This window comes from Pseudomonas mohnii (assembly GCF_900105115.1).
Lineage (GTDB): Bacteria > Pseudomonadota > Gammaproteobacteria > Pseudomonadales > Pseudomonadaceae > Aquipseudomonas > Aquipseudomonas mohnii.
Window position 1 is genome coordinate 56,173 of sequence record NZ_FNRV01000002.1, and the last position, 13,276, is coordinate 69,448.

12 protein-coding genes are annotated in these 13,276 nt (G+C 49.0%); 6 read left to right on the plus strand and 6 right to left on the minus strand.

Translation table 11 applies throughout. From position 1 onward, the window contains the following. Window positions 1-54 precede the first annotated feature (54 nt). The 3 genes from BLV61_RS31980 to rloA3 all read left to right on the plus strand — a co-directional run bounded on the left by BLV61_RS31980 (window position 55) and on the right by rloA3 (window position 2,152). The gene (locus BLV61_RS31980; protein ID WP_341865098.1) at window positions 55-468 is read left to right on the plus strand and encodes a TFIIB-type zinc ribbon-containing protein; all 414 of its coding nucleotides are present in this window, start codon (window positions 55-57) and stop codon (window positions 466-468) included. A 181-nt stretch (window positions 469-649) separates the two neighbouring features. Beyond that, on the plus strand, window positions 650-1,564 hold the full coding sequence (locus BLV61_RS30340; protein ID WP_045058199.1) for a cation diffusion facilitator family transporter: 915 nt from the start codon (window positions 650-652) through the stop codon (window positions 1,562-1,564). Window positions 1,565-1,636: 72 nt separating this feature from the next. Beyond that, complete coding sequence (gene rloA3, locus BLV61_RS30345; protein WP_090470184.1) at window positions 1,637-2,152, plus strand: retropepsin-like aspartic peptidase RloA3; 516 nt, start codon at window positions 1,637-1,639, stop codon at window positions 2,150-2,152. A gap of 249 nt (window positions 2,153-2,401) precedes the next feature. Here the strand turns inward: rloA3 and BLV61_RS30350 are convergent, their stop codons facing one another. Next, on the minus strand, window positions 2,402-4,102 hold the full coding sequence (locus BLV61_RS30350; protein WP_090470187.1) for a phosphoethanolamine transferase: 1,701 nt from the start codon (window positions 4,100-4,102) through the stop codon (window positions 2,402-2,404). Window positions 4,103-4,296: 194 nt separating this feature from the next. Continuing rightward, the gene (locus BLV61_RS31225; RefSeq protein ID WP_139213673.1) at window positions 4,297-5,103 is read right to left on the minus strand and encodes a hypothetical protein; all 807 of its coding nucleotides are present in this window, start codon (window positions 5,101-5,103) and stop codon (window positions 4,297-4,299) included. A gap of 515 nt (window positions 5,104-5,618) precedes the next feature. Between BLV61_RS31225 and BLV61_RS30360 the strand changes: the two genes are divergently transcribed. Next, on the plus strand, window positions 5,619-6,296 hold the full coding sequence (locus tag BLV61_RS30360) for a heavy metal response regulator transcription factor (protein ID WP_090470194.1): 678 nt from the start codon (window positions 5,619-5,621) through the stop codon (window positions 6,294-6,296). A 285-nt stretch (window positions 6,297-6,581) separates the two neighbouring features. Next, window positions 6,582-6,914 carry a DUF2790 domain-containing protein gene (locus BLV61_RS30365; protein ID WP_045061364.1) on the plus strand — a complete coding sequence of 111 codons (333 nt, stop codon included), beginning with the start codon at window positions 6,582-6,584 and terminating at the stop codon, window positions 6,912-6,914. Between the two features lie 41 nt (window positions 6,915-6,955). Here BLV61_RS30365 and BLV61_RS30370 read toward each other — a convergent pair whose 3' ends face one another. The 4 genes from BLV61_RS30370 to BLV61_RS30385 form a co-directional block, all read right to left on the minus strand. Next, window positions 6,956-8,368, minus strand: a complete 1,413-nt coding sequence (locus BLV61_RS30370; protein ID WP_090470197.1) for a heavy metal sensor histidine kinase — start codon at window positions 8,366-8,368, stop codon at window positions 6,956-6,958. Then, window positions 8,365-9,039, minus strand: coding sequence for a heavy metal response regulator transcription factor (locus BLV61_RS30375; RefSeq protein ID WP_090470200.1), 675 nt, complete (start codon window positions 9,037-9,039; stop codon window positions 8,365-8,367). The genes BLV61_RS30370 and BLV61_RS30375 overlap by 4 nt, the downstream gene beginning before the upstream one ends. Window positions 9,040-9,522: 483 nt before the next feature. After that, window positions 9,523-10,950, minus strand: coding sequence for a heavy metal sensor histidine kinase (locus BLV61_RS30380; RefSeq protein WP_090470204.1), 1,428 nt, complete (start codon window positions 10,948-10,950; stop codon window positions 9,523-9,525). Further along, window positions 10,947-11,621, minus strand: a complete 675-nt coding sequence (locus tag BLV61_RS30385) for a heavy metal response regulator transcription factor (RefSeq protein ID WP_045061360.1) — start codon at window positions 11,619-11,621, stop codon at window positions 10,947-10,949. Before BLV61_RS30385 ends, BLV61_RS30380 begins: the two co-directional genes overlap by 4 nt. A 365-nt stretch (window positions 11,622-11,986) precedes the next feature. On the opposite strand from BLV61_RS30385, the gene BLV61_RS30390 reads away from it, so the two are divergent. Beyond that, window positions 11,987-13,273 carry a TolC family protein gene (locus BLV61_RS30390; protein ID WP_139213674.1) on the plus strand — a complete coding sequence of 429 codons (1,287 nt, stop codon included), beginning with the start codon at window positions 11,987-11,989 and terminating at the stop codon, window positions 13,271-13,273. Window positions 13,274-13,276: the final 3 nt, after the last annotated feature.

The following is a 13,276-nucleotide window of genomic DNA, read 5'->3' on the forward strand; positions in this document are numbered from 1 at the left end:
ACACAAGGAAATCAAATCATGCAATGTCCGATCTGCAAAGATACTGCCCTCGTAATGACTGAGCGCCAAAGCATCGAAATTGATTATTGCCCTCAATGCCGTGGCGTTTGGCTCGACCGAGGTGAACTCGACAAGATCATCGAGCGCAGCCAACAACAGGAGGCCGTTAGGTTTCTTCCACAGAACCCAATTCCACCCGTACAGAATGCTCCTCCAGCAGTACAGAATGCTCCTCCAGCAGTACAACCCGGTTACAGCCAGCATGGAGATAGCCAAGCTCATGGAGATCAGCGAGGAAGTCACGGTGGCGGTTGGAGAGAAGGTGGCCACCAGAGCAGTCATCAGAGCAGTCATCAGAGCGGCCATCAAAGCGGCCATCAAAGTCATGGTGGACATCAAAACCAGAGTGGGCATCAGGGGCAACAGTCGTACCGCAAAAAATCATTTTTGCAGGAGATGTTCGATTAAGGCTGCGATTTCGCGCTTTGATCGGGATATACCTCGAACCAGCACCAATTCTGAAATAGGGTGTTTCATGAGATGGAACGGTTTTGGGTATTAGCTGGTCTTTATATCCTGCAATCGACTCGTAGCAAGGGTGCTACCTGGGTGGTTGGAGTTTCAGCGAGCGGCGTTTGAGGAAAAGGTTATGAGTTCAGGACACAGTCACGGCCAAGTACGCGCCGGTCACGAAAAGTTGCTGTGGATCGCACTCACCCTGACGACAAGCTTTATGGTCGCGGAGGTCATTGGAGCTTTTGTCACCGGCAGCCTGGCCTTATTATCCGACGCGGCCCACATGCTGACGGACGTTGCGGCTTTGGCGATATCCTTGGTCGCTATTCATATAGCCAAACGCTCTGCGGATAGGAAGCGGACCTTCGGGTACGCACGATTTGAAATACTTGCAGCCACCTTCAATGCGGTCTTGCTGTTTTTAGTCGCTATGTACATCGTTTATGAAGCGTATCTGCGACTTAAAGTCCCGGCGGAAATCCAGTCGACTGGCATGTTGGTCATTGCGGTGTTCGGGCTCATCGTCAACCTTGTTTCAATGCGCCTACTGAGTGCTGCCAGTGGGGAAAGCCTCAATGTGAAGGGCGCTTATTTAGAGGTCTGGAGCGATATGGTGGGGTCTATTGGCGTCATCATCGCAGCTCTTTTGATCCGTTTCACCGGCTGGACTTGGGTTGATTCACTTGTCGCGGCTGGCATCGGGTTCTGGGTGCTGCCCAGGACTTGGTCATTGCTCAAGGAAAGCATGAACATATTGCTGCAAGGGGTTCCAGAGGGCATCGATATTGAGAAGGTAGAGGCAACGCTTTATGGCATTGAGGGGGTCAAGAATATCCACGATTTGCATATCTGGGCTTTGACCAGTGGTAAAAGTGTTATGAGCGTCCATCTTGTCGCTGACTCGGCTTCCCGCAGCGAGCAAGCTATCTTGGCTGAAGTAACCAGCCTTATGAGTGATAAGTTCCACATCAGCCATACTACCGTCCAAATGGAAGGATCTGATTTTCACGATCAACTGGCTGACGATCATGAGGGTATGGTCCACTAACTGAGTCGTGGTATTTATTTAAGCTGGATGAACGTTTATACGTCGTGATACAGATCAAAAGGGTCGATTAAAATGGTCAGAAATATTTTAAGTTATTCTGGGCTGGCTTTGTTTTTGGCTTTTGTTGCGCAGCCAGCTTTTTCAACACCTGCTAATCCAGAAAGGGTATACGGGTGGATTGAGGAAGGAATACTTTTACCAGAAAATATTGCTGTGAAAGTAAAGTTAGATACAGGGGCTCTTACATCCTCGATGGATGCGAAAGACTTAGAACGATTCCGTAAAAATGGAGAGGAATGGGTTCGTTTCAACGTTAAAGTAAAAGACACAAAAACTAAGAAGGTGAGTAACGCACTCTTCGAGCGACGCGTCGAAAGAAATGTAAAGGTTCGAGGCGCCGGTGGCGCTGAACATCGTCCAGTAGTCATGATGACGATGTGCATAGGTGATAAAATTTATAAGGAAGAGTTTTCACTGAAGGATCGAGGCGACATGAACTACCCCGTATTGATTGGTCGCAAAACTTTGGGGGTCTTGGGCGCGGTCGATGTTTCACGCACATTCACTAACGAACCAAACTGTAATTAAACACCTGAATTATACATTTTATCTATACGTGCAGGGTGAATGTATTGAGAAAATAGCTCGGCAGAATTTTGCAGCTTTTTTGATGCTTGATGTGGCTGACTAAATAGTCTTAAAAAAAGCTCACCCGGATGCCGATTTTTAGGAAGAGTTAGAAGTGGCGCCATGCAACGATTAGTATTTAGTTGCATGGCTTCTAATCAAAGTATGCTCATACTATAGGGTCATTTTAGATCTTTCTCGCAGCTCCACTTATTTCGGTGTTTTCATTGATTGACGCTCAAATGTCTGCGCGAGCTTTAACGGTGTTGACGCTTTGGACTGGCAGGTACTGAACAGATCAAGCTCTGGGCGATATGCTGTAGTTTGAATACCCATCAACCCCAATATAGAATGGAATAAGTTGTCATGGGACAGTGATACGTCTCGCTGATCCTTCAAACATTGGGAGTCGAGGGTTTGACGCGACTGCATGTTTTTGGAGATCCAGATTACCATGGGGATACTAGTCTGCTCGCTGGGAGCCATGGCATAAGGAAGTCCGTGCAAGTAAAGCCCATTCTCGCCGAGGGACTCACCGTGATCAGAGACATAAAGCATCGCCGTATCAAAACGCTCAGCGTTACGCTTTAGCAGGTCGATCGTTTGCCCAAGTACATAGTCCGTATAACCGAGGCTGTTATCATAGGCACTGACAATGCTTTCGCGCGTACAACGTTCAAGTTGATTATTATCGCAAACGGGACCGAATCGTTCGAACGCCGGTGGATAGCGCTTGGAATAGGATGGGCCGTGACTGCCTTTCATGTGTAGCACCACGATTGAATCCCGCTGCTGTTGATCCAAGTAGGCTTGTAAATCTTGCAATAAGACTTCGTCGTAACACTCGTCAGCTCTACATAATCCCGTCGATTTCTGATTGTTCAATTTTTCATTTGGTACTCGGTCGCAAATGCCTTTGCAACCCGAATTATTGTCTCTCCACAGGACCGATACGCCGGCCCGCTGCAACACGTCTAATAGTCCTTCTCTGCGCAACGCCATACCGTCTTTGTAGCCTTCTTTACCCACATCCAGAAACATGCAGGGTAAGGAAACGACCGTAGCTGTTCCACATGAGCTGACATTGGTAAAACTTAAGACACCACGACTGGCCAATTCCGGATTGGTATCCCGGGAATAGCCATTGAGGGAGAAATTCGCGGACCTGGCGGTTTCACCCACCATCAGTACCGTTAGCCGTGGTTTGCGTACACCAGCAGTAGCTTCTTCACGGCGGGCATCAGCACCAATGGTTTTTAATTCGGCGGGAACTGCTAGCTGGCGACGCGTGTACCCATAAATTGCCGAAACCACATTCGACGGAACCAACATCAACCTGAGTTCGCGATGATTACGCATCAGCGATGCATAGGATTGATAAAGCGTAAATACGACGATCGCCAAGCAGGTGAGCGCTACCGCCACCCCCATGAATCGATGAGCAAGTGCGCGGGACCACGATCTTTGAATCAAACGGACTCGAGTGATAACCAGCACCGGCATAACACCAAAGCCCAGCATCCACAGCAGTAGATCCGAGTTCAACAGCTCCGTGGCTTCGGAGCTGTCCGTCTGCATCACATTCGTTAGCATGCTGTAATCAATTACTATGCCATAGCTATTCATAAAGTAACTCGTTGCTGCCGCAACCAGCAACACGATAGCTAGCACAGGTTTTATCAATCGTCCCCAAGCCATCACGCTGAGTAATACGTAGAGCCAAATCAACACGAACCAAGGCAGGCTAAGCACGAATATGGTGTTTCCGTCTTGTAGGCCTCCCACGCCTTGCCAGACAGCACGCCAAAATGGCCAGTTACTAAACAATAGAAGCCAAGTCGAAACTGCAAGAATTAACTGATTGCTGCCGAGTGTGATTTCCCAACTGCGAATTGGTACTTTGTTATTCATGGGTACTCCGGAAAATCTCGACGTATCCAGGCGCGAACTGCCACTGGAGTGTCACTACATTTTAGGTAAGAAAAAATCGCCAATAGCGCGGTGCAACTCGTGGATGCACCAGTGACCCTGAACGTTCTCGTCAGCTAGTTGGCGATCTGCGACTAGCCAAACCGCCAGACACCCCACGCTGATGAAAATCTTTTTCATGAGGTAGCACCCCAAGTAAGTGACGTGGCTGTAGATCCGCTCGATTCGTCCTTGAACGCCAGTAGTTGTGCTGAAGCGAGGTATTGGATACGGGTGCGCGGAGGGCCCAGAACACCCGTAAACTTGCGGTTGGATATTTCAAAGAAATTAGTGTTGGAGTCCTTGCCGCTTCGTGCGGCGGGAAGGATCACTTGACTGAAGAACTTCTTTTCTCTGTGGGCCATCGAGCGCTTGTCTACAGCAAGATGGATTTCGTACCGCAGGCGCGGTTCGGCGACGTTGTGCATATCACGAGACTGATAGGTGCGGCTAGCCTCCGACGAAATGCTTTTTAGTTTGCGGCCGAAAAACAAAATCGGCGTTGAAGCGCCCACCAGGTTCAACCGCTTCCGGATGCTGGTCATCGTTCCGCCAGACAGTGCGAACTCTGAGCTGAAATCAGACCTTGCTGTGCAAGCATGACGCCGTAAAAAACTTCGATCATCGGGGCGCAAGTCATTACGGCAGTGTTTAGACTCCAGCGCCACTATGCCTTTACTCTTAGATGCGACCTCAATCCATGCGTGACTTTTGCGGCACCTTTTCGGTGTCCGGCGGAGCTTAACGTTGGTAGTGTTCGAATTTTCGCGGAAGGCTTGGGCATCTATTATTAGTACTGGATTGGGGATCAAATCAGTCTGTTGCTGCCCGGCTTGGGCAGTTTGGATTTCCCACTGTGCATCTGCGAGGCTTGGGTTATTGGTCAATGCTATTTGAGGTTTGGTCACAGCCTCGGCGTGGGTTGCCCGAAGCAACGCCGTCATCAACGACGAAACACGAGACGGTGGGCCAGCCGCCCACAACATTTTTCTAATGCGAGATGGCATAACGAGATTTACGCCCCCAAAGTGCGCAGTTTCTTTGTTAACTCATAAATATTTGATGGTCTAAAAGACTTCTGATCGATTTCTGCCGGCTGAATTCGATCAGAAGTCGACACGACCGCAGGATCCTATGACGCATAGATTTTTTGCAGGCTCAATGTACTGCTGAACAGTTATCAGAAGGGTGACAGAAGAATTACAAATTTGTTATCCCCCCTCTGCCGCGGACAATTAGTCTAAGATCTACTTAGTGTGTAGGTTTGTATATTTGTATATTTGTATATTTGTATATTTGTATATTTGACGTCGATAACATAACGGAGCCACAACAGCGCGCAATAGCTCCTTACTGACTAAAATCGTACAACGCAAATATGTTGAAGTTTATCGGTAAATAAAATTTTCTATACGTGTGTAAGGATGATTTATTATTTAGTGTCGAGACTTTATGAAAAATGCGTATTTTGATAATAGAAGACGAGCCGAAAACTGCCCATTATTTGCACCAGGGGCTGACCGAAAGCGGATTTATCGTTGATTGCGTCGCCAGCGGAATCGATGGCTTACGCTTGGTCTGCCAACAGGCTTATGATCTTGTAGTGCTTGACGCAAACCTACCGCAACGTGACGATTGGGGCCTACTTGTAAGTATTCGCAAGGTCACTATTTCGCCCATCATGATACTTACCGTTAAAGGTAGTCTGGAGGAAAAAATCAAGGGTTTCGACCTAGGCGCGGACGATTACATGGTCAAACCAATTGAGTTTCCAGAGCTGCTGGCCCGAGTACGCACTCTGATGCGTCGCGCTGTATTGTCGGCATTGCCCGACGTGCTGTGTGTCGGGGACCTGGAACTCGATCTTGGTAGACACCGGACCTTCCGAGGCGAGCAGCGGATTGAGCTGACCACCAAGGAGTTCGCCCTGCTATACCTCTTGATGCGCCAGACTGGTACGGCGCTGTCGCGCACGCAAATCATGTCCTCTGTCTGGGGGCGGAGTGCTGATTGCGACACCAATGTTGTTGAAGTGTCGATGAGAAGGCTTCGGGCCAAGATTGATGATCCTTTCAACAACAAGCTAATCCATACCTTGCGCGGTGTTGGATATGTTCTCGAAAAGCGTGATCAATGAGCCCTCTTAATCCCTCGAATTTTGAAGTTATGTGAAATAATCGGCAACAACTTTATAAACAGAACACACAAATGCCACTCTAAAATCACAGTTCTATTAGATTACGAAAATCGTCTTCGGGGTGGGGAAGCACTGTGCTTGGCTGATTATGTTACTTCACTGAGCTTGTGAGGATAACGGTTGGAAATTACAAATAAGTAATTCTCATTAGACAATTAATAAAGATTTACCTCGTTAACGTACTTAAGTTTAACAGCTTTGTAACTACTTCAAAGAGACTCTGCTATGAGTCTGTTAAAACTAAGTATTGTTGCACTGACGCAATCATTGCCTTCGATAGAATTCGCTGAAAGCCGTGGTGATCGCAACGTTGTCAACGCCATGGAAGCAAATCAGAAAGCAATGGCCGCCTACGCTGCGCAAAAAGGCAAGACCGCTCCGGAAATTCAGAAATATCACTATAGAATGAAGTTTGATATCGCAAAAGTGGTGAGTATGACCCCACCAATTCGCTCTTGCAACATTGTACCTTTTCGAATGACCTATGAGGACTCAGCTGGAAAGCTTCACACTATTGAATACCAAATTATTGGTGTGTGTCGTAACACGCACGAATGAACGAATGACGTGAATAAGGGCTGTTTTTTCAATGGTTGGTATCACCAGTTGGTGTGTCCATGGATGTTTGGAAAACCCAGCTTGAAGGTCGTGATCTTACCCGGGCGGCTATTAACTTCTGCGACTCCCTGATGCAAACTCATGATTGATTTCACAATGGCTAAACCAAGCCCGGTACTTCCTCCAGCGCGCGAATGATGAGTGTCAACTCGATAAAAGCGATCGAATAAGTGCGGTAGGTGTTGAGGTTCAATACCTGCGCCTCGGTTGGCTACATGTAGCGAGACTTCTGTGGCATGGACTTCGATGGTGATTGTGATGGCTTGGCCTACTGGGCAATGGCGGATTGCATTGGACATCAGGTTGGAAATTGCCCGCTGAATCATCAACCGATCACCAATGGTCGACCCCCTGCCAGTAACGCTCACGCTGATCTGTTTATCTTCCGCCGACAGTGAAAACAGATTGATGACCTTCAAGGCTTCATCCTCCAGAGCAATGGTCTCAAACGGGACCAGCGCAGCGGGATGACTGACCTGTGCCAGGAAAAGCATGTCCGAGACAATCCGGGCTACGCGCCCAAGCTCTTCGGTGGAGGACTCCAAAACCGCTTTGTACTCCTCGGCCGGCCTCTCCCGGGACAACGTCACCTGGGCTTTGCCCATCAGGTTGGAAATGGGTGCTCGTAGTTCGTGGGCCAAGTCATCGGAGAACTGCGACAACTGCTGAACATCGCTGTCTAGTCGGTGCAGCATGAAGTTGATGCCATGGGCCAGTTCGCTGAGCTCCTGCGGCATCTTGACCACCGAGAGTCGATGGCTGAGGTCCTGAGCAGAGATCATGGCGGCCACCTTGCGAAACTCCCGCAGCGGCGCGAGCCCCCGTTTTACCACTGCCCAGGCACTGAGGCCGATAAGTAGCAGCAGCAACGGCAAGGCCATGATCGTCGAGCTTAGATATGTGCTGAGCAGCGCTTCATCGTTGGCGCAATCAAGCGACAGCAATACGGCGACATTCGTACCGTTCGGCAAGCGGATCAGTCTGGATGCAGTCAGGAAGTGCCGGCCCTGATCATCGGTGCTTCGGGAGTACGACACCTTGTCGGTGGCAGCCCCTGCCGCCTTCAACTCCACCCTGGGGTCCGTCAAGCCAAAGCCTGACTTCAAGAGCGGCGTCCTCATATTTATCAGGTCATAAATGGTAAGGTTGAGGTGGTCATGCCCCATCACCTGATCCAGCAAAACGTGCGGTTTAATGTTGATGTCGACAGGTTTTTCATACAGCGAAAGACTGTGCTCGATTTGCCGCATTTTCTCGCTCAAGTTGTCTTTTGACAGTTTATCTAACTCATGCGTTAGCGCGAGGAACGCAAGAACCGCCAGAAATAACACCAACAATGCGCCCATGATACTCACCGCCAAACCCAGCCGCATCGACAGGCTTGCCGACTTCATTCCCGGGCCTCCAGTACATAGCCAACGCCGCGCAGGGTATGGATTAGCTTCTTGTCAAAAGGATCATCAATCTTGGCCCTCAGGCGGCGGATTGAAACCTCGACCACATTGGTGTCGCAGTCGAAGTTCATGTCCCAGACCAATGAAATGATCTGAGTGCGGGAAAGCACCTCACCCGACTGGCGCATCAAAAGGTGCAGCAAAGCAAATTCCTTGGTCGTCAGGTCGATACGCTGCTCGCCCCGGAAGGCCCTATGGCGGCCCTGGTCGAGTTCCAGATCGGCGACTTTCAAGACCTCAGGGACGGAAACTTGTTCGCTGCGACGCATTAAAGTTCGTACCCGGGCCAACAGTTCCGGAAATTCGAATGGCTTGACCAGATAGTCATCGGCACCCAGGTCCAGGCCGCGGATCTTGTCCGCCAGGCGCCCGCGAGCGGTTAGCATTATGACCCGGGTGTTACTGCTTTGGCGCAGTCGCTCGAGCACACCCCAGCCATCAAGTTGTGGTAGATCGACGTCAAGTATTACCAAGTCGTAGGTTTGTTGACGCGCAAGGTGAAGTCCATCCGTACCATTCGCCGCGCGGTCTACTATATAGCCGCTTTCAGTCAAACCCTGATGCAGGTATTCGGCAGTTTTAAGCTCATCCTCAACTACAAGCATTCGCATGGTAGTGCCGCCCTATGTAATATGAATTGAATAATAAAATTTCGAAGTTTATTTAAGTGCCCGACTAAGAAATGATGTAGAACTATTCGATCATAAAAATCTCAAAACCGCGCATTGCTCAAGTGATCAGTATCAAGCCTGAAGCTGCTACAGGGTCAACAGGAGGAGGACATTTTACGATAAAAGTATTTGCGACTATATGTCGCAGGCATGTTAATGCGCGACTCCCGTACATTTATTTCAGCCAGAAGCCAAGCTCCGCTCGGCTGATATCTATGGGGAATCGTTTCGAAGTGTTACGGCGCAGATAGTCAATTTAATGCTGCACGCATTTTTTGGGGAGACTGGCAGGATGTACCAAGGGGAGTTGATCTCGCTTTGCGATTTTTAAGTACCCCGCGCTATCTATGCTCTATGCATTTTCGGATTCGCGTTTTTGGACTATTGTTTATCGTGATTTTAGTTACGGCTTTACTAAAATCACTACTTTTGTTTTTGGGCTTTTAAGTTGCTTTGTGCATTATATTTTGGAAATGTAAGTTGAAAAACTGTCAGATGGCCCGGCATACTTTGGACCTCTGCCATTCCCTGGTGCAGGCTCATGATGGATCGGACAATGGCCAACCCTAATCCAGTACCACCTTCAGCTCGTGAGCGACTGTTATCCACACGATAGAAGCGATCGAAAATGTGAAACAAGTGCTGGTGCTCAATTCCTACCCCAGGATTGCTTATTGATAGGGAGACTTTTTCAGATTGCGTTTCAATCGCTATAGCAATGGACTGCCCTGCTGGGCAGTGACGAATGGCATTTGATAAAAGATTGGAAATAGCCCGTTGAATCATGAGCCGATCACCTAAAACTTTACCCCATCCGCTGACAGTTATACCAACGCTCTTTTCCTCAGCCGATAGCGAAAAAAGGTCGATGACTTTTAGGGCTTCATCCTCTAGTAAAATGCTTTCAAACGGCACGAGTGCGGCCGGATGACTAACTTGGGCCAAGAAAAGCATGTCTGAAACAATTCTGGTGACTCGTCCTAGTTCCTCGGTGCATGACTCTAAAACAGCCTTGTACTCTTTTGCCGGGCGTTCTCGAGAAAGTGTTACCTGAGCTTTCCCCATAAGGTTCGTAATCGGTGACCGCAGCTCATGCGCCAAGTCATCAGAGAATTGCGATAGTTGTTGAACTCCGCCGTCAAGACGATGCAGCATGAAGTTTATACCGTGAGCAAGCTCACTGAGTTCTTGGGGCATCTTGACAACTGAGAGTCGATGACTTAAATCCTGGGCCGACACCATTGCTGCAACTTTCCGGAATTCCCGAAGGGGGGATAAGCCACGTTGCACAATAGCCCAGGCGCTGATACCAATCAGAATCAGCAACAGTGGAACCGCTACAATGGTCGAACTCAGGTAGGCGCTCAATAGCGTTTCATCATTCGAGCGATCAATAGACAGTAGGACCGATACGAACCCACCATCCTTTAATTTCATGAGCTTAGAGGCGGTGAGGATGTGGATTCCGGACTCTTCGGCTGGGGAATAGTACGACAGCTTATTACTGGCGGCTGTTCCGGCTTGATTCGTAGATACTTCAGGTATATCTGCTCCAAAACTCAGCAGAGGTTCACTCATGTTGTCATCATCAAAGATGGTCAGGTTAAGATTGTCGTGTCCCAGCACTTGATCTAATAGCACGTGTGGTTTTAAACTCATGTCGCGGGTACTAATATCCATCAGTAGACTGTGCTCAATCTGACTCATCTTCTTCTCTAAGCTATTTTTTGCGCGCGAATCAAGTTCGTGAGTAAGCGCTAAAAAAGCTAGTATCGCTAAAAGCACTACTAGTACCGCTCCCATAATGCTAACTGTCAACCCCAGCCGCATCGATAGGCTGACCGGTTTCATTTCCTCGCCTCCAATACATAGCCTACGCCACGAAGGGTATGTATTAATTTTGTTTCAAATGGATCATCTATTTTTGCTCTCAATCTTCGTATCGAAACTTCGACAACGTTTGTGTCGCAGTCAAAGTTCATATCCCACACTAAAGAGATAATTTGAGTGCGAGATAACACCTCTCCTGATTGACGCATCAACAGATGAAGCAGCGCGAACTCCTTTGTCGTCAGATCTATGCGTTGCTTTCCGCGGAATGCGCGATGTCTGCCTTGATCAAGTTCAAGGTCAGCGACTTTTAATACCTCCGGAACTGGAATATGTTCGCTGCGACGCATTAAAGTGCGTACTCTTGCAAGCAACTCAGGGAATTCAAATGGCTTGACCAGGTAATCATCGGCTCCCAAATCCAATCCTTTGATTTTGTCTGCCAGACGCCCTCTTGCAGTCAGCATCATTACCCGAGTGCTACTAGTCTGCCGAATATTTTCAAGAACGTCCCAACCGTCAATTTCAGGTAGATTTACGTCTAGTATTACCAGATCATAAGCTTGCTGACGTGCTAGATGGAGTCCATCAGCCCCGGTCGATGCGCAGTCTACAATATAGCCACTTTCAGTCAGGCCTTGATGTAAGTACTCAGCAGTCTTCAGCTCGTCCTCTATCACAAGGATTCGCATAGGATTTCACCCTCTGGTAAATGTATCGGAATGATTTGATGCTCGTTAAACATGGTTTAAGGGCATTATTAATCTGTATAAACGTTTCGATTCTGGCTACATCTTTAATTTTATTCGCAATATGGTCTTTTTAAAGCTTTGCAAGGTTCGTCATGTTTCCTTTACCTCCCAAAGTATTAGGTTCGGCGCCCCTTTTTTGTTTCGGGTTGTTTCTTGGCGCGAGCACTTATTGACTTCATCCTAATGCATTAATTGAGGTTTTTCCGCTGGATAACGTATTTGTAATTTTTCAGTCACCTTGTTGATAGGTGCGGAGAATTACATTTGCCTCATGGGAAATTCTTTTTGTTTTAAAGGTTTAAGGAATGATGGAATTACTTCGGTGTAGAAAGTTTATTGCTCACCCAATCACGCATAAGACCATGCTAAGAGCAGGTCTCATTTCGATCCTTGCGCTTTTTACTAGTCCTTTGTTTGCGGCGACCGCTCAAATGCTCACAATGGATCAGGCGCTTGAAACTGCTTTTGCCAATAACCCTGATCTGGCGGCCGCTCAATGGGAGACTGGTATTGCTCAGGGAGTGCGACAGCAGGCAGGGTTGATCCCTAACCCTGAGGTTTCCTGGGAGGCTGAAGATACTCGGCGAAACTCGCGCACTACGACGGTAATGATCAACCAGCCGATCGAGCTTGGCGGTAAGCGCGGGGCTAGGATCGAGGTGGCCAGTCGAGCTCAAGACGCGGCCGGGATTGAATTGGAACGCAAACGCAATGTTCTGCGTGCCGATGTCATTCAGGCGTTTTACAGCTCCTCGACGGCTCAGCAAAGGCTGCTGTTATCACGTCAATCACTTGAGCTCGCCGAGCGCGGTTTGCGTGTAGCTCAAGGTCGCATCAAGAGTGGTAAATCCTCACCCGTTGAAGGTACTCGCGCAGAGGTTCAGCTATCAGAAGTGCGTCTGGAGCTGAGGCGGGCTGAGCGGGATGAGGCCAGTGCCTACCAGCGACTCGCTCAGGTCATGGGCGCGCCTTTGCCTGCATTCGTGTCTGTGGGTGATCCAGGCCGGTCGATGCCAACCGTACCGGATTCGTCACTGCTGCTTAATCGCATAGGTGAAACCGCGGAGCTACGATTGGCAAAACTGCAAATAGATCAGCGGGAAGCCTCCCTTGGCCTGGAGAAGGCTCAGCGAATTCCCGACCTCACCGTGAGTATCGGGAGCCAATACGACGAGCGCGAGCGCGAGCGGGTGAATGTTGTGGGGCTGTCTATGCCCATCCCATTGTTTAACCGTAACCAGGGCAACGTACTAGCCGCTGCCCGCCGTACCGATCAAGCCCGCGACCTTCGTAACGCCAGTGAGTTACGCCTGCGCACAGAAATCCAGACCACCCTGGATCAGTGGATGACGGCTAACACTGAAGTCGCGTCGTTCAATCAAACCATCCTGCCTGCCGCGCAAAGTGCCGTCGACACCGCTACCCGAGGTTTCGAAATGGGCAAGTTTAACTTCCTCGACGTACTCGATGCTCAGCGCACCTTGATTAGCGCCCGCACGCAATACATCCAGGCTATCGCCGAGGCGACAGACGCCTGGGTGCGCATCGAGCGAATTTTCGGAGATGTCGCCCTTCTCACTCGTACTCCGTGAATT

Coding starts and splice junctions, on each gene's coding strand:
- BLV61_RS30350 (WP_090470187.1), bottom strand. CDS start 4,102: ATGAATAACAAAGTACCAATTCGCAGTTGGGAAATCACACTCGGCAGC.
- BLV61_RS31980 (WP_341865098.1), top strand. CDS start 55: ATGACTGAGCGCCAAAGCATCGAAATTGATTATTGCCCTCAATGCCGT.
- BLV61_RS30340 (WP_045058199.1), top strand. CDS start 650: ATGAGTTCAGGACACAGTCACGGCCAAGTACGCGCCGGTCACGAAAAG.
- BLV61_RS30370 (WP_090470197.1), bottom strand. CDS start 8,368: ATGAAGTCGGCAAGCCTGTCGATGCGGCTGGGTTTGGCGGTGAGTATC.
- BLV61_RS31225 (WP_139213673.1), bottom strand. CDS start 5,103: ATGACGGCGTTGCTTCGGGCAACCCACGCCGAGGCTGTGACCAAACCT.
- BLV61_RS30380 (WP_090470204.1), bottom strand. CDS start 10,950: ATGAAACCGGTCAGCCTATCGATGCGGCTGGGGTTGACAGTTAGCATT.
- BLV61_RS30360 (WP_090470194.1), top strand. CDS start 5,619: ATGCGTATTTTGATAATAGAAGACGAGCCGAAAACTGCCCATTATTTG.
- rloA3 (WP_090470184.1), top strand. CDS start 1,637: ATGGTCAGAAATATTTTAAGTTATTCTGGGCTGGCTTTGTTTTTGGCT.
- BLV61_RS30375 (WP_090470200.1), bottom strand. CDS start 9,039: ATGCGAATGCTTGTAGTTGAGGATGAGCTTAAAACTGCCGAATACCTG.
- BLV61_RS30390 (WP_139213674.1), top strand. CDS start 11,987: ATGATGGAATTACTTCGGTGTAGAAAGTTTATTGCTCACCCAATCACG.
- BLV61_RS30365 (WP_045061364.1), top strand. CDS start 6,582: ATGAGTCTGTTAAAACTAAGTATTGTTGCACTGACGCAATCATTGCCT.
- BLV61_RS30385 (WP_045061360.1), bottom strand. CDS start 11,621: ATGCGAATCCTTGTGATAGAGGACGAGCTGAAGACTGCTGAGTACTTA.